This window comes from Acinetobacter legionensis, from assembly GCF_048552295.1.
Taxonomy (GTDB): Bacteria; Pseudomonadota; Gammaproteobacteria; order Pseudomonadales; family Moraxellaceae; genus Acinetobacter.
Genome location: NZ_JBIMCW010000007.1, coordinates 74,627 through 91,209, shown reverse-complemented (window position 1 = coordinate 91,209; position 16,583 = coordinate 74,627). Strand labels below are relative to the sequence as shown.

The 16,583-nt window shown below is 38.6% G+C and carries 14 protein-coding genes; 7 read left to right on the top strand and 7 right to left on the bottom strand.

Annotated elements, in window-relative coordinates; genetic code table 11:
- The first annotated feature begins 180 nt into the window (after positions 1-180).
- On the top strand, positions 181-1,827 hold the full coding sequence (locus tag ACG916_RS07560; protein WP_419327993.1) for a GMC family oxidoreductase: 1,647 nt from the start codon (positions 181-183) through the stop codon (positions 1,825-1,827).
- Between the two features lie 187 nt (positions 1,828-2,014).
- On the opposite strand, the gene scpC is transcribed toward ACG916_RS07560, so the two are convergent.
- The 3 genes from scpC to ompR form a co-directional block, all read right to left on the bottom strand.
- Entirely contained in the window at positions 2,015-3,535 is a 1,521-nt protein-coding gene (scpC, locus tag ACG916_RS07555; RefSeq protein ID WP_336953664.1) for a succinyl-CoA:acetate CoA-transferase ScpC, read from the bottom strand.
- A gap of 205 nt (positions 3,536-3,740) precedes the next feature.
- Positions 3,741-5,201: an ATP-binding protein gene (locus ACG916_RS07550; protein WP_419327992.1), complete on the bottom strand. Its 1,461-nt coding sequence runs from the start codon at positions 5,199-5,201 to the stop codon at positions 3,741-3,743.
- A 355-nt stretch (positions 5,202-5,556) separates the two neighbouring features.
- On the bottom strand, positions 5,557-6,321 hold the full coding sequence (gene ompR, locus ACG916_RS07545; RefSeq protein WP_004816610.1) for an osmolarity response regulator transcription factor OmpR: 765 nt from the start codon (positions 6,319-6,321) through the stop codon (positions 5,557-5,559).
- 183 nt (positions 6,322-6,504) lie between these two features.
- On the opposite strand from ompR, the gene ACG916_RS07540 reads away from it, so the two are divergent.
- The gene (locus ACG916_RS07540) at positions 6,505-6,924 is read left to right on the top strand and encodes a carboxypeptidase regulatory-like domain-containing protein (RefSeq protein ID WP_336953666.1); all 420 of its coding nucleotides are present in this window, start codon (positions 6,505-6,507) and stop codon (positions 6,922-6,924) included.
- Between the two features lie 108 nt (positions 6,925-7,032).
- Entirely contained in the window at positions 7,033-9,405 is a 2,373-nt protein-coding gene (locus ACG916_RS07535) for a Tex family protein (RefSeq protein ID WP_419327991.1), read from the top strand.
- A gap of 49 nt (positions 9,406-9,454) precedes the next feature.
- On the opposite strand, the gene ACG916_RS07530 is transcribed toward ACG916_RS07535, so the two are convergent.
- Complete coding sequence (locus ACG916_RS07530; protein ID WP_419330335.1) at positions 9,455-9,832, bottom strand: MerR family transcriptional regulator; 378 nt, start codon at positions 9,830-9,832, stop codon at positions 9,455-9,457.
- Positions 9,833-9,931: 99 nt separating this feature from the next.
- Here ACG916_RS07530 and ACG916_RS07525 point away from each other — a divergent pair, with 99 nt between their 5' ends.
- Positions 9,932-11,017: an SDR family oxidoreductase gene (locus tag ACG916_RS07525; protein WP_419327989.1), complete on the top strand. Its 1,086-nt coding sequence runs from the start codon at positions 9,932-9,934 to the stop codon at positions 11,015-11,017.
- Positions 11,018-11,061: 44 nt separating this feature from the next.
- Here ACG916_RS07525 and ACG916_RS07520 read toward each other — a convergent pair whose 3' ends face one another.
- Positions 11,062-11,817: an SDR family oxidoreductase gene (locus tag ACG916_RS07520; protein ID WP_419327988.1), complete on the bottom strand. Its 756-nt coding sequence runs from the start codon at positions 11,815-11,817 to the stop codon at positions 11,062-11,064.
- Positions 11,818-11,922: 105 nt separating this feature from the next.
- Between ACG916_RS07520 and ACG916_RS07515 the strand changes: the two genes are divergently transcribed.
- Positions 11,923-12,819 carry a LysR family transcriptional regulator gene (locus ACG916_RS07515; RefSeq protein WP_419330336.1) on the top strand — a complete coding sequence of 299 codons (897 nt, stop codon included), beginning with the start codon at positions 11,923-11,925 and terminating at the stop codon, positions 12,817-12,819.
- 2 nt (positions 12,820-12,821) lie between these two features.
- On the opposite strand, the gene ACG916_RS07510 is transcribed toward ACG916_RS07515, so the two are convergent.
- Together ACG916_RS07510 and ACG916_RS07505 are read right to left on the bottom strand one after the other, a co-directional pair.
- A complete protein-coding gene (locus ACG916_RS07510; protein WP_419327985.1) occupies positions 12,822-13,709 on the bottom strand; it encodes an SDR family NAD(P)-dependent oxidoreductase in 888 nt (295 codons plus the stop codon).
- Positions 13,710-14,066: 357 nt separating this feature from the next.
- Positions 14,067-14,420 (bottom strand): SEL1-like repeat protein, encoded by a 354-nt coding sequence (locus ACG916_RS07505; protein WP_336953673.1) that lies wholly within the window; start codon positions 14,418-14,420, stop codon positions 14,067-14,069.
- A 265-nt stretch (positions 14,421-14,685) separates the two neighbouring features.
- Here ACG916_RS07505 and ACG916_RS07500 point away from each other — a divergent pair, with 265 nt between their 5' ends.
- Both ACG916_RS07500 and ACG916_RS07495 read left to right on the top strand, forming a co-directional pair.
- Positions 14,686-15,159 (top strand): cation transporter, encoded by a 474-nt coding sequence (locus ACG916_RS07500; protein ID WP_336953674.1) that lies wholly within the window; start codon positions 14,686-14,688, stop codon positions 15,157-15,159.
- A gap of 58 nt (positions 15,160-15,217) precedes the next feature.
- Positions 15,218-16,582: a TolC family protein gene (locus tag ACG916_RS07495; protein ID WP_336953675.1), complete on the top strand. Its 1,365-nt coding sequence runs from the start codon at positions 15,218-15,220 to the stop codon at positions 16,580-16,582.
- Position 16,583 lies beyond the last annotated feature (1 nt).

Here is a 16,583-nt window from a genome sequence, read left to right as displayed (position 1 = left end):
TTACAGCAGATTAATATAAAAAACCGCAGTTGATAAGTTTATTTTTTAGACAATGCGTAAATGCTTTTTGCTGAGTTTGTTAACTTATAAAAACGTTATAGGCTGAGAATAGTGATTTTTTATTGATTGAAAGTGTGCATAATAATGGAGGCATAATTTAAAACAAAAAAGGAACTTCACGTGAATAAACAGGAATTTGATTATATTATTATCGGTGGCGGAAGCTCGGGCTGTGTGTTGGCTGGGCGTTTATCAGAAAACCCGCAAGTTTCTGTTTGTCTACTTGAAGCAGGAGGGGCTGGAGAGGGCTGGAAAGTAGAAGTTCCTTGTGCAGCGGTGATTAGTATTCCAACCAAGATCAATAACTGGGCCTTTGAAACTGTACCGCAAAAGGGCTTAAATGGTCGTAAAGGCTACCAGCCTCGTGGAAAATGCTTGGGTGGCTCATCGGCAATTAATGCCATGGTGTATATCCGTGGACATCGACAAGATTATGACGATTGGGCAGCCTTAGGCAATACTGGTTGGTCATATGATGAGGTCTTGCCTTATTTTATTAAATCTGAAAATAACCAAAGAATTAAAAACAAATATCATGGTAATGCTGGCCCACTTTCAGTTATTGATTTACGCAGTGATAACCCATTACAGCAAAAATATATCGCAGCCGCTAAAGAACAAGGTTATCGAATTCTGGATGACTTCAATGGTGAAGAGCAGGAAGGTTTAGGGGTTTATCAAGTGACCCATATCAATGGGGAGCGGTGCAGCTCCGCGCGGGCTTATTTGTTTCCACATCGAGATCGTAAAAATTTAACGGTCGAAACCCATGCACAGACTCAGCGGATTTTGATTGAAAATGGGGTGGCTGTGGGGGTGGAATATAAGCAGAGTGGGCAGCTCAAACAAATTTTTGCACGTCGAGAAGTGTTATTGAGTGCGGGAGCGATGCAGTCGCCACAGATTCTGATGCTCTCAGGTATTGGTGACCAACAAGAACTTGCTGAACATGGAATTGCAGTGAAACAGCATTTACCTGGTGTGGGTAAAAATTTTCATGATCATCCTGATTTTATTTTTGGTTATAAAGTCAGTGAAATTCAAGGGACATTTGGATTATCCTTGCCAGGTTCGATTGATCTATTTAAACAAATTGGGCGTTACCGTAAAGAACGCCGTGGTTTGATGACTACGAATTTTGCTGAATGTGGCGGATTTATTAAAAGTTCAAACGAACAAAGCCTACCGAATTTACAGTTACATTTCGTCATTGCGCTCGTGGATAATCATGCACGAACAATGCATACAGGACATGGTATTTCCTGTCATGTCTGCCTGCTCAATCCAGTCAGTCGTGGTTCCATTAAGATGAGTGGACCAAGTATCGATGATCCTTTATTGATTGACCCTAATTTCTATGGGGAAGAGTCTGATTTAGAGGAAATGGTCAAAGGCTTTAAACTCACTCAGAAATTAATGCAATCTGATGCTTTTAAAAGCATGATTAAAGAAGATTTATTTACAGCCACTGTAAAAACAGATGAGGAGATTCGACAAGTTTTAAGAGATCGCTCAGATACCGTTTATCACCCTGTAGGAAGTTGTAAAATGGGAGTGGATGAGATGGCTGTGGTTGATCCACGTTTGCGAGTTTATGGTATTCAAAACTTGCGTGTGGTCGATGCGTCAATCATGCCAAAAGTGGTGAATGGCAATACCAATGCCCCTGCAATTATGATTGCAGAGAAAGCGGTTGAGATGATTAATCAGGATCAAGCCAGTGTGGCGTTTATTCAAAAGAAAGACAAAGTGCGTGTCGCAATTTAAGTCTTTAGATATTTAAAAATGAAGAGAACTCATTATTGAAATTTCAAATAAACTTAAAGATACTTTTTATAGAACAGTAGATATAGCGTGAATTTAAAAATGGGGAAATGAGCATTCAAGCAAAAATAGCTCAATAAAAAACGCCCCTCATTCAGGGCGTTTTTATTTTTACATCAGGTTTAAAATCTTATGCAGATTTTTTAGCTTGATCTACAGAAGCAAGCATATGGCCTGTTTCTTCAAAGTTATAGTGCCAAGAAAGTGCTTCACGAAGAATATGAGGTGTTTGACCACCCTTTTCACATGCACGATCAAAGTAATCATTCAATGCATCACGATACATTGGGTGAGCACAGTTGTTGATGACTGCACGAGCACGTTCACGGGGTGCTAATCCACGTAAGTCAGCAAGACCTTGCTCAGTCACAAGAATATCTACATCATGCTCAGCATGGTCGATATGTGAAGCAAATGGGACAACAGAAGAGATGTCGCCACCTTTTGCAATCGATTTGGTCACGAAGATTGCTAAATGTGCATTACGTGCGAAATCACCAGAACCCCCAATACCATTCATCATCTTGGTACCGCAAACATGTGTCGAATTTACGTTGCCATAAATATCGAACTCAAGCGCGGTATTGATACCAATGATGCCTAAGCGACGAACCAATTCAGGATGGTTTGAAATTTCTTGTGGACGGAGAACCAATTTGTCTTTGTACTGTTCAAGGTTGTTAAATACTTTTTCACCATATTTAGCAGAAAGAGTAATTGAAGAACCTGAAGCAAACTTCATTTTACCCGCATCAATCAACTCGAAAGTACAGTCTTGAAGTACTTCTGAATACATCACTAAATCTTCAAAGTTAGAATCTTTAAGACCTGTCAATACAGCATTGGCGATTGAACCGATGCCTGCTTGTAAAGGACCAAGATTCGAAGGTAAGCGGCCTTCTTCAACTTCTTTTTCGAAGAATGCGATTAAGTGGTTCGCAATACCCTGAGTTTCGTCATCTGGTAGTGTTACAGTTGATGGAGAGTCATGATATTCGCTATTAATCACGATACCCACGATTTTTGCAGGATCAATATTGATTGCAGGTGTACCAATACGTTGCTCAACATGCGTCAATGGAATAGCTTGACGTGTTGGGCGATAGGTTGGGATGTAAATATCATGTAAGCCTTCAAAAGCAGGGCTTAAGTTGGTGTTGATTTCAACAATCACTTTTTCAGCGAAAATTGCAAAGCTTGCAGAATTACCCACAGATGTTGTTGGAATGATGCCACCATCTTCAGTAATCGCAATCGCTTCAATCACCGCAACATCAGGTTTTTTCAACTGAAGGTTACGCATTTGCTCAACAGTTTCAGACAAATGTTGATCAATGAACATCACTTCACCATTATTGATGGCTTTACGTAAAGTGTTATCGACTTGGAATGGTAAACGACGCGCAAGGACACCAGCTTCAGTTAATTGTTTGTCTAGGTCATTACCTAAACTTGCACCTGTGATTAAAGTAATCTTCAACGGATTCACTTTGGCTTGTTTTACCAGCGCTAAAGGTACAGCTTTTGCTTCACCTGCACGAGTAAATCCACTCATCCCCACAGTCATCCCATCTTGGATAAAAGTTGCAGCTTGTTCTGCGCTCATGACTTTGTCATGGAGAGATGCTAAACGAATACGATCTAAAGACATGGTTTACGCTCAATTCTTGTTCAAAACTAGACGGATTGTACCGCCCTCAAACTGAATTGTGCATGCCTCTAATGCTAAGGTCTAATTTTTTCAATAAATGTAGGTATAAATTTTGGTGATGGTTTTTAAGTTATTATTTATTAATAAAATAATGATAGCTGTTTGTTAAATAAACAAAGTTAAGTGTTGGTTTATTGAGCAATCACTAAAAGTGATCACTCAAACTTTGTTTGATTTTTTGAATTGGATTTGTAGGTGTCGGTTCTTCCTCAACTTTTATTGACGTTGGTAGTGAAATGATGGCTTGTAGCCCGCCTTCAGGACGGTTGGAAATCAACAGTTCACCTTGATGAATATCGACAATTCGTTTGACAATGGCCAAACCTAAACCACTCCCTTGCACCGTACGTGCAGCATCACCACGCACAAAAGGTTGCATAAGCCCTTCAATTTGGTCTTCGGGAATTCCTTCCCCATTGTCTGCTACACAGATTTTAATATGCTCATCTTCTACAAAAGCACTGAGTTCAATTGGTTCTGCACCATAGCGTTTTGAATTGTTGATGAGATTACCAATCAAACGTTTTAACGACAGTGAGCGAGCAGTAATGACAGGTAGTTCTTGCGGCGTGAACTGAATATCTAAAGGTTTAAACTGAATGATCAGTTCTTGTAGCAAAGCATTGATATTGGTGTCTTGAAGCTCTTCATCTGAGCCATCACGCATATATGAAATAAACTGGCTTAAAATGGCATCCATATCATCGACATCATAAATCAAACCTTCTTTTAAAAAGTCATCATCAGACATCATTTCTGCGCTTAAACGGATCCGTGTCAGCGGTGTTCTTAAATCATGAGAGATACCTGCCAACATGATTTGACGATCACGTTCAGTTTGTTCCAGTGTATAGACCATATGGTTAAAGGCTTGGTTCACCTCACGAATTTCTTGAGGACCATGATTGGTTTCTAAATAAGGCGCTTTTCCTGTTTTACTGTAGTTATTTGCTGCATGTTGTAAACGACGCAATGGACGATTGAGCTGCCTTACCAATGTCAAGATGATCACTGCGGCAATCAGTGGAATACCGAGTAACCAACCTAAAATCAGTTCAGGGCTATAGTTGGCATAAGTATTCAGAGGTTCACGCACCCAATTGCCATTCATTTCAGGTGTTTGAACCCAAATACGTGGACTGGGTTTAAACTGGAAATAAACCGTCACGTCTTTGATTTTTAATTCTTCTGCAAGCTGGTTCTCAATACGATTGGTAAAAAAATCGGCAATAATTTTATCTTTTACATTTGGATATTCTTTGGGATCAGTAACATATTCTACACCTACCCGTTGCTTTAACCACTCGTCAATATCAAGTTGTATTTCGTCATGATAAATCTGCAAACGTGGATTGTTAACCATTTCAAGTTCAACTGCTAAAAAACGTGCATGTTGCTGAATTTCAGGTAAATAAAGCGTTTTCCAGAAAAACCATAATGACATAAACAGGCTAAAGAACACTACAAATACGACCAATACGGTGGTCCGCATGGCTGCCGAGCGAGGTTTGACTTTATCGAGGAAGCGTTCCCAATGTGTACGTTTCCGTTCTTTGTAGGTAACAAAGTCGGTAAATTCTTGTGGATCTATGGGTTCTAATTTCACAGGAGCATTCCAATCTGTGCGATATTCTTAATCTATTGATTTCAGTTTAAAGGATGGTAGATTTATAGCAATATTATAAGTGTTAGGCTGTCTTGGTTTAACTTGTTAGTTAGTATAAATATTTGATATTTATACTTAATACGATAAGGATTATTACTATGTTGAGATCACATATCTTTTTGCAGGATATCCAAACAATAAAACAGTAGCCAAGTCATAAGTAAAGCTCAGGGCTATGGAAAAGCTATCACGGCTGTAATTCTATAAAAATGGATAAAAAAATACTGGCACATTTAAAACCGAGCATGTGACCAGTATTTTTCAAGCTAGATTCATTCTATCGAATCAAAATCTATTATTCGGCACCATCTGGAACGAACACATAACCTACGCCCCAAACTGTTTGAATATAACGTGCACGTGCAGGGTTTTCTTCAATCAAACGACGTAAGCGAGACACTTGAACATCGATTGAACGCTCCATAGCACCCCATTCACGACCACGTGCTAGGTTCATTAACTTGTCACGTGTCAATGGTTCACGTGGATGCTGGACTAATGCTTTTAAGACTGCAAACTCACCTGTGGTTAATGTGACCACTTGCCCTTCACGTGTCAGGGTGCGTGTTGATAAATCTAGAGACCAAGGCCCGAAAGATACAACTTCTACATTTTGACTTGGCGCACCTGGCACTTCACGAACCTGACGACGCAGTACAGCACGAATACGTGCTAATAACTCATTTGGATTAAATGGTTTTGGCAAATAATCATCCGCACCAGCTTCTAAACCAGCAATACGGTCAGAGTCACTGCCTCGTGCAGTGAGCATGATGACAGGTGTATCTATATTTGATGAGCGTAAACGTCTACAAATACTTAAACCATCTTCTACAGGAAGCATAAAGTCTAAAACGATGAGTGAGAATAACTCACGTTGTAATAGGCGATCCATCTGCGTTGCGTCGTGGGCCGTTTTTACCACAAAGCCTTTATCTTCAAGGAAACGCTGTAAAAGGGTACGTAAACGCACATCATCATCGACCACTAAAATGCGTTCGACACGGTCAGTTTCGTTTTGTACGATATCTGTATTTTCAGCAGGTACAACCAAACTCATGATGTACTCCCTTAATGTTGTAAATTATAAATATTCGTCAATCTCAGTATACTGCCTAAGCTCTTGTTAAGACTATGTATCAAATTGCTCAAAAATACAATTTTCAGGCTGTTTTGAAACCAAAAAACAACATCTATAACGAATTGAGATGATTCTATGTTTATAAATAAAAAGATATACCATATGCAAATGAAAGTTTTATGTATTTTGGCAATATGTTTTATTTTAAGTGCATGTATTAGCCGACTTTCCAGACCTGAAATCTTAGGACAAGTGATTGACGAATTTGACCAACCAATTGCTCTAGTCCAGGTCGGTGAAGCCCAAACGGATATGCAAGGCAACTTTCGACTCAAAGAACGGCGCTATTCTGCATTTTTACTGAAAGAAATCATGTATATGGAAGCGCCACCGATATGGGTGCAAGAACGACTCAATAAACAGGGCTATCAGCAATGCTATTTAAAATATTTCAATTCACATGGCGGTGGGCAACGTAAAGGTGCGCAGTGGGACGTTGGAAAAATTATTTTACAAAGCAATTTAAATACAGCTAAGCAGGATGAAATACACGATTGCACTGTAAAAACTCAAGAAAAATGATCTTTTATCACTTTTTTCACTGCTAATTTGCAAAACAATTGTGGATTTTATGGTCTTGGTCTTTATAATCACTAACTTTTAGTCCTTATCCTTGTGGAATTAAACACGATGACTGACTTAGTTCAGCAGTTGGCAAGTGAACTTGCCGTACGTCCAAACCAAGTAGAAGCTGCCATTAAACTGATAGATGAAGGCTCTAGTGTTCCATTTATTGCACGTTACCGTAAAGAAGTAACGCAAGGCTTAGACGACATCCAATTACGCCAACTTGATACACGCCTTGTTTATCTACGTGATTTATTTGAACGCCGTGAAAAAGTAATCGAATCATTAAAAGAACAAAATAAGCTCTCTGATGACTTACTTGCTCGGGTAAATGCCGCTGAAACAAAAAATGCATTAGAAGAACTTTACGCACCGTATCGTCCAAAACGTACCAGTAAATCATTTAAAGCTAGAGAAGCGGGATTAGGGGAGTTTGCTGAGAAAATTATTGCAGAGCAAATTGATCCGACTGAAGCTTTGGCTGGTTTTAGCCATGAAGAATACCCAGATGTTGAAAGTCAATTAGACGCGATTCAACACATCATCATTGATGACTGGGCACAAAATATTTCATTAACCACAGAACTTAAATCAACATTTGCCAAAACAGCAGTGTTAAAAAGTTTGGTGGCATCTGATGAGAAAAAAGAAGTCGGTAAGAAATTCCGTGATTACTTTGATTTCTCTGAAAATTTAAATAAAGTTCCTTCACACCGTTTATTGGCAATGCTACGCGGCCGCCAAGAAAATGTATTGGGTCTTAAAGTTGATGGTGATGATCATGCACCACTTGCACGTATTGAAACTGAATACGCGCTTGAAAGTGTTCAACCACGAGCACGTCAAGATTTCTTAAAGCAAATCGCAAAACTGTTTTGGTTAGGTAAAATTCGCCCAACGATTGAACATTCTTTGTTGACTGAAAAACGCCTTGTAGCTGAATCAGAAGCAATGGACGTGTTTGCAGAAAACTTACGTCATTTATTGCTCTCTGCTCCTGCTGGTTCACGTACAACTTTAGGTGTTGACCCTGGTATTCGTACAGGGGTAAAACTGGCGGTTGTTTCTGATTCAGGTGATGTGCTTGCACATAGCACGATTTACCCATTTGCACCAAAAGAAGATAAAGCTGGCTCGATTGCTGAACTTGCACGTCTTTGTCGTGAATTTAATGTCGATTTAATTGCGATTGGCAATGGTACTGCGAGTCGTGAAACTGAAGCTGTTGTTGCAGAAATGATGGCTGCAAATGCGGATCTTACATTAACGCGTGTTTCAGTAAGTGAAGCGGGCGCATCTGTTTATTCAGCATCAGAATTGGCTTCTGCTGAACTGCCTGAGCTTGATGTTGCGATTCGTGGTGCTGTTTCAATTGCCCGCCGTTTACAAGATCCATTGGCTGAACTGGTTAAAATTGACCCTAAATCTATCGGTGTAGGTCAATATCAGCATGATGTGAATCAAACCAATTTGGCAAAAACACTGGATGCTGTTGTTGAAGATTGTGTGAATGCGGTAGGTGTAGATGTAAATACGGCCTCTCCAGCAATCTTGGGCTATATCGCAGGTTTAAATAAAGCCATTGCACAGCAAATTGTAGATTACCGGAAAGAAAATGGTCGTTTTGATAATCGTCAAGCATTGAAAAATGTACCACGTTTAGGTGAGCGCACGTTTGAGCAAGCTGCGGGTTTCTTACGTATTCAAGATGGCTCAGAACCTCTAGATGCTTCCTCTGTTCACCCTGAATCGTATGGTTTGGTCAACAAGATTGTTGAAGCAAAAGCGACTACAGTGAAAGATATCATTGGTAATACTGAAATTATTCGTCAAGTGAAAGCAGAAGATTTTGCCGACGACAAATTTGGTCTACCGACGATTCAAGATGTGTTAAGCGAGTTGGAAAAACCGGGTCGTGACCCTCGTCCAGAATTCCGTACAGCAAAATTCCGTGAAGATATCACTGAAGTCAGTCAATTGACTGAAGGGATGCAGCTTGAGGGCGTGATTACCAATGTGACTAACTTCGGTGCATTCGTCGATGTTGGTGTGCATCAAGATGGTCTAATACATATTTCAGAGCTTGCCAATGAATTTGTTTCTGATCCACATAAAGTTGTGAAACCAGGGCAAATTGTACAAGTACGTGTGTTGACTGTAGATGCTGAGCGAAATCGTGTGAATTTATCGATGCGCCCAGAAGGTTCAGAAGCACCAGCTAAAGCACCACGTCAAAAGCGTGAGTTCAATAACAATGACCAACGTGGTGAGCGTAAGCCTCAGGGTAAACGTCCACAGCAAGGTCGTCCAAACCATGATAATAAAGACAAAGCACCACGTCATGACAAGAAACCACAAGCAACTAAACCTCAAGAGAACAAAATTGGTGGTTTAGGTGCATTGTTATTACAAGCAGGGATTAAAGGGTCTAAATAAGCTATAATTTCTCAATAAAGAAACCGCCGTTAGGCGGTTTTTTTATGGATTAGACAATTGCGGAAAGATTACAATCTTTTTTAAATGGACATGCTTCCCCAACCACAAGATTTTCAAGTAGGTTCTGAATATTCTGTAATTGGATAATTTTTTCACGAATGACATTGAGTTTGTCTTTTAAAATCATATGAAATTGTTCTGCTGGAATTTCATTGATGTTGACCAAGTCTAAAATCTGTTTAATTTCAGCCAAAGTAAAGCCTAAATTTTTAGCGACCTGAATCAGTTGTAATTGCTGTAAGTCTTGTTTTGAATAATCCTTATAACCATTATTTCGTGTCAATGGGCAGATAAGATCAAGCTTTTCATAAAAACGAATCGTATCCCGACTGAGATTTAATTGCTCTGATAATTCACCGATTAACATCACTTGCTCCAAATTTTATGTATTTGCAAGAAATACTTGACTGTGGAGTGTACTCCATCCTTTAGCTTAAGTGTGAACATATAAAGGGTGTATAAAGTGATGCAAAAGAATCAAAGCGTAGAAAAAATTGCCTTGGTGGTTGGTGCAACAGGGTTTATTGGTAAATTTCTTGTTGCACGATTACTTCAAAGCAATGATCAAGTTTTTGCCTTGTGTCGTAACCTTGATCAGCAAGAGTCAAATTTGAGAAATTGGCTAGAAAAACAAGAAATAAGTCATCAAAAATTATTCTGTATACAAGGTGATGTTACTTTACCTGCATTAGGTATTTCAGCTGAAGATTGGCAAGGGCTTGCTAAGGTGAATTATTTATTTAATACCAGTGCCTTATTTGCATGGAATCTTTCGACTCAACAGGCAAGAGAAGTCAATGTTAAGGGATTAATCAATTTGCTTGAATGCGTAAACGAACATTGCCAATTGAAACGTGCAATTCATCTTTCTGGCTATATGTTAACACTCACTCAGCACTTACAAGATGTTGGAGTCTATTTGGAAAATATTGAGAAAACAAATTGGAAACGGGTGTACCAACAACTGGGTGCTTACGAGGCTTCTAAAATTGAAGCTCATTTTACTTGGGTGAAATATGCTCAACAGTTGAAAGTTGACTGGACAGTGATCCATCCTGCAACAGTGTTAGGGGATGAAAACTCTGGTGAGATTGCTGAAAATCAACCGATTGCTCATCTGATTACCCAGCTTAAACAGGGGAAGTTGACCGCTATTCCTGCAACTCCTCAGCATTATTTACCTTTGGTTTCTGTGACAATGTTGGTCAATGCGATATGCAACGCATCACAGGATCAACTTACAATTTATCAAGATATATTGATTGCCAATCCTACTCAGATTTCTTTACAAACTCTTATTCACAATGCGGCTCACAGATTAAATCTAAAAGCACCGCAATACTTCGTCTCACTGAACATTTTAAAATTGATTTTAAAATGGAAGTGGCTTGCTCAAAAGCTAGATCTATCTGCTGAGATGTTGGATTTCATCCGAACTGAGCAATTAAATATAGATCAGTTTTTAACATTAAATCAAAAATGGAAAATACCAGAAACCAATCTTAAGCAGACCATTGAGTTGACTGCTAAATGGGTGAGCCAGAATCATTAGATCTAGCGATAAAAATGCCCATTTCAATAAATGGGCATTCAATATTATCGTGTTGTATAACCGCCATTGGCAAAAATAGTCTGACCAGTAATCCACCAACCCTCTGTTACCAAAAAGCGCACTAAAGGCTCAATATCTTCAATCTTGGTTAAACCACCTAGTGCAGATGCAGATTTATGATAGGCCACTGCTTCAGGCGCTTCTTGACCATAAAAAAATGGCGTATCCATTGGACCCGGTGCAACAGCCGTGACGGAAATACCACGATCGCCATACTCTTTCGATGCTGCACGGGTATAGTGCTCTACAGGCGCTTTTAAGCCTTCATAGGTTGAATACAATCCTGTGTAGGCTGCTAAAAGACTGGTCACGATAGAACAAATTTTTCCACCATTATTAAGATGTTTACCCGCAGATTGGATGAAGAAATAGGCAATTTTATTGTTAATGTCATTCATTGAATCAAACTCTTGTTCAGTTGTTTCAATCAACGGTTTTTTAAGTACTCGCCCTACGGTATTAATCGCAATATCGATGCCACCGAAGATTTCTTTGGCTTTGATGAACAATGTTTCGATATTTTGAATATTGGAGAGGTCTGCTTGTATCAAAGTTGCATTAACACCTAATTGTTCAATAGCTTTGAGTGTTTCTTCTGCATCTTTTTGGGTTTCTAAGCTGTTATAGTGAATGACAAGATTTGCACCTTGTTCTGCAAACTTACGTGCGATCAGACCACCTAAATTTTTTGCTCCACCTGTAATAATGACGGTTTTATCTTTTAAACTATGCTGTTTCATTTTTATTTTCCCATCTTGATAAGTGATGATGGAATGTTAAATGCTATTTTTTATTCTAGATAGTGATTAGAATCGAATAGATTGTTTGAAAAAATTGAATAATAGATGGATAAAATTGAACGTCTCAAAATTTTTTGCTTAGTTGCGGAAAAGCATTCATTTGCTCAGGTTGCTAAAGCGCTGGATTTACCACGTTCAACAATTACCTATGCAATAAAAGGCTTAGAAACAGAATATCAAGTATTGTTATTTAATCGAACAACACGAAAGGTCAATTTAACCAATGAAGGGGCTCAATTTTTTCAAGAGGTTAAACAACTGATTCTTCAGGCTAAAGGGTTGGATAAATTCAAATTAAAAAACCGTGAGTATACGGGTCAAATCAAAATTGGATTACCGTTAAGAATAGCCACAGGATATCTGATCCCTTATTTGCATGAATTTTATGAGAAGTATCCAAATATTAAAATTTCAATTCATAGTCATGATCATTATTCAGATTTAATCGAACAGCGACTAGATTGTGTGGTTCGTGTTGGAAATGTGACGAATGAAAATTTAATTGTGAGACCAATTACAAAAGTTGATTTATATACACTTGCCTCTCCAGAATATTTGCATAAATTGACTAGCAATTTAGAAATAGGGCATTCAAATCACCATATTATGATTGGTTATCAAATGAAAAATATGGATTCAGATTTTGCAAGTCTAGTATTTGAAGATACTCAGATAAAACTTCCTTACCAACTTTTAGTTGAGGATACAGAAAGTTATTTACATGCGGGGTTGCAAGGATTGGGGGTTATTCAGATTCCAGCATTTGATGCAATTCCTTTTATAGAAAGCAAAAGATTAACTAAAATATTTGAGCAAGAATCATGCTTAAAAATACCAATCAATTTTCTTTTTTTAGAAAGCAAATATCGACCAGTATATTTTCAATTCTTTATTGATTGGCTAGAAAGTCTACTCAAACGTAAACTTTCTATTAGCTCTTAAACTTACCAATGCTCACCTGGGAACAAACGAGCATATGCTCTTTGAATAAGGTTCAATTTTTGTTGCTCACCGACAGATGCAGTTGAGCTTGGGAACAGATTGAAGCCAATTGACATTAATTTGTTATTGATTCCAGGTGCAATTGAGTAAGTAATAGAGGCTAAACGACCTAAATTTGTAGCAACTTTCTTAGGACGTTTTACAATTGCATATGCAACTAAATCAGCGGCTTGTTCTGGCGAGAGTGTTGGTACATATTTATAGATCTTAGTTGGTGCAATCATCGGGGTGCGTACTAAAGGCATATAGACTGAAGTAATGGCAATTTTATGTGAATGTACTTCCGCCGATAAGCAGCGGCTAAATGCATCCAATGCGGCTTTTGATGCAACATAAGCGGAGAAGCGAGTTGCATTTGCCAATACACCAATTGAACTGATATTAATGATGTGGCCGTCTTTACGAACCATCATTTCTGGCAAAATATTCAATACTAAACGAACTGCACCAAAGTAATTGAGTTGCATAGTACGTTCAAAATCATGGAAACGATCAACAGACTCATGCACAGCGCGCCGAATCGAACGGCCAGCGTTATTAATCAAAATATCAATATGATCAACAGAAGCAACGATCTGTTTAGATACTTCATCAATTGCGTTCATGTCATTTAAATCACAAGGGAAAATATCAGCTCGACCACCTTCAGCTTGAATTTCAGCTTGAACCTCTTTCAGTGTTTCTTCAGTACGAGAGACTAAAAGTACATGCGCACCTGCTGCTGCAAGCTTTTTTGCAACTGTTAAACCAATGCCACTAGAGGCACCTGTGATGAGTGCAATTTTACCTTGAACCTTTTTTTGAAAAAGTTGCTCTAATTTTTGATTCATAGCTATTTTCCTGAGCCTACCGACATGAACAGATGCTGTATTTTTTTGTTTCGGGTGATTGGATCTTTGTTTAAAAGATGATCACTTTTGTTGGAAGGCAATAATATACAAAAAAATAAAAATACTAGCATTAAGTGGCTGAATTTATAAAATATTTTTAGAGTAAATACTCTATTATATTTTTACTTATTTCGTGATTTTTACCATATATAACTGAGTTTTGAAAGCAAAAAACAAATCTATTGCATAAAATATAATCAAGTGAATTTACTTGAAAATTAAATATATTTTTAAGTAAACAGAGCTGCTTTACAACTCTGTTTATAAGGAGGATATATACAATATATTTAACCTACTTTAAGAAAAAGCAAGTTCATCATATGCTTTTTTTAATTGTTCTTTGGCTGGGGTATGACCTTGGTGAGCAGCTTGTTCAAGCCATTTTTCTGCATGGCTATAACTTCGGTCTAAACCAAGTTGTCCATTCAAGTAGCTGAGACCCATTTTATACTGAGCTTCTTGATCTCCACGTAAAGCAGCCCTTAAATAGCACCACATTGCATTACGATTTGCGATTTCATCTAAGCTTAGATTTTTGTCTTCAAAATCATGTGCTTGAGCCTTTTCGAGAGCAGCTTCAGAAGCATTCTGTTCGAATGCGCGACGAGATGTTGAATCTCCTAAAAAACGGTTAAAAATATGTACCAACATATACAACCTCCTTGCTAATCCATTAACAAAGTAAAAGAGACTGCTAATCACAAAAAAATGATTAGATATAATTAATCTAGCTGATTTTTTAGAGTTTGCAAATAGTTAAATGTAATTTGTCAATTGCGATTTTTACATATTTGTTAAAAAACACATTATTTAACAAATTATCAATTCTATTTAAAGCATAAAATTACTCACTGTAATTTTATTACATGAAGAAAACTTGCTATATTTAGGTTGTTTTGGATTTCGGATAGAATCTGTGAAACGCTCAAGTGTTTTCATCACAGTCTTGCTTAGTTTGTTTATGTTCCAAAGTCTTTGGAATGTAGCGGCGGCTTTTTGTGATCATGAAAGCACTAAGCTTCCATCACAACGTATAATTAGTCAGCATTTTGGACACCATAATGCGCCTGATTGTACCCAGGATCAACAGCAACATCCGCAGCTGTTAGATATATATGGGATAGATAAACCGATTTCTGATCAGTCTGTATCAAAACAATTACCAGCACACCAAGATGTGCGTTCCAATGATTTCCTCAATCATATAAATGATGATCATCGTGATCATTTGCCTTCTTTTGCGCATTTCATTGTGGTTGATAATCAGCAACACACAGCACAGCCTAAATTTGTAGGCTATCCTGAATCTATCTTTATTGGCTGGAATAATTTGTATCAGTCCCCTGATCTATATTTGCCCAATCCTCCCCCTCTTTCATCCCCGCTATAAGGTGGGGTAGCCGAAAATCTTGCCCACCGCTAATGGTTTAATTTAGTGGGGCATTTTCATGTCAAAAGTAATACGTAATTTAGTACAAAAAACTGCATTCGGTTTTAGGCCGTCTTTGCTCGGTGCACTGATGTTCAGTGTGATGTCATCTGTTACTTGGGCAGACAACACATCTCAAGCATTAACGTTACAACAGGCAATTGCAAAAACTGAGCAATATCAGCAGACGCAGAAGGTCTGGCAAACGCAGCAGCAAATTGCAACAGCGAACATTAAACAAGCAAAACTGTGGACAAATCCAGAGTTATCCGTATCGCAAACGGGTTTTGGTTCCAATCAAGATCAAGAGCTTTCAATTGGTGTTTCTCAACGATTGGATATTTTTGGTGAACGTAAGTCAGCACAGAGGTTGGCACAACTTTCAAAAGATCAAAGTGACTTAAATCAGCGAATTTATCAGGCTCAACTTGAATTGGCTGTGAAATACCAATGGTCACAGCTGGCGATTTTTGAATTAGAACGCAACGTGGTCCAAGAGCAGCTCAACGTCAGTGAAGAAAATCTGAATGCGATTCAGAAGCGCTATCAAGCGGGGAGTGTCGCGCAGGTTGATGTAGATCGTGCCAGACTGAGTCATGCAGAAAATGCTCGCTTATATCGTCAAGCCGATTTGCAGGTGCAAGTTGCCAAGCAGCAATTGTCCAACCTTTGGGGCGATGCTGATAAATCGATTCGTATCGGTTTAAATCCTCAATCCTTATGGCCGTCTTCGACACACCAACAGGTACAAGAATATCTCGCGGACAATCTTTTTGAAAAATCACGTCAGTTACAGGTGTTGCAAGCAAAAGCGACAGTGGCGCAATTAAAAGCTTCGGCACGGCCTAATCCGACTGTGAATTTAGGCGTGAATCGTACTCGATCACCTGAAACCTCGACTGACAATGCTTTAGTTGTGGGGGTCTCTATCCCATTGAATATTTTCAACCGCCAGCAATACGGTGTGCAAATTGCGCAAGCTAAGCAGGATTTACTCAGTAGACAACAGGAGTTTTATCTCCGCCAAAATGCTTTGCAGGTGGGAACATTATTGACTGAATTGCAAGGACTGGAAGTACAGTTTAAAGCAGTCGATGAGTCTCAGATTCCGCTTGCAGCTCAGGTTCAACGTAAAACTTTGCAGGGGTTTACTGTCGGTAAATTTGCCGTTAACGATGTGCAACTCGCAACATTACAGTTGCAAGAAGTGCGTTTGAGAAAAGTGCAATTATTGAAAGATGGCTGGCAACGTGCCATTGAAGCGGAAAGTTTGAGCCTCGGTATTGAACCAAGTCAAATCATGGCAAAAGATGCTTTAGCGCAGATCAATCAGAGTTTATGGCAGGACACACAAGCTTTACCAATTGTGGGCGGGGGAAATTAAT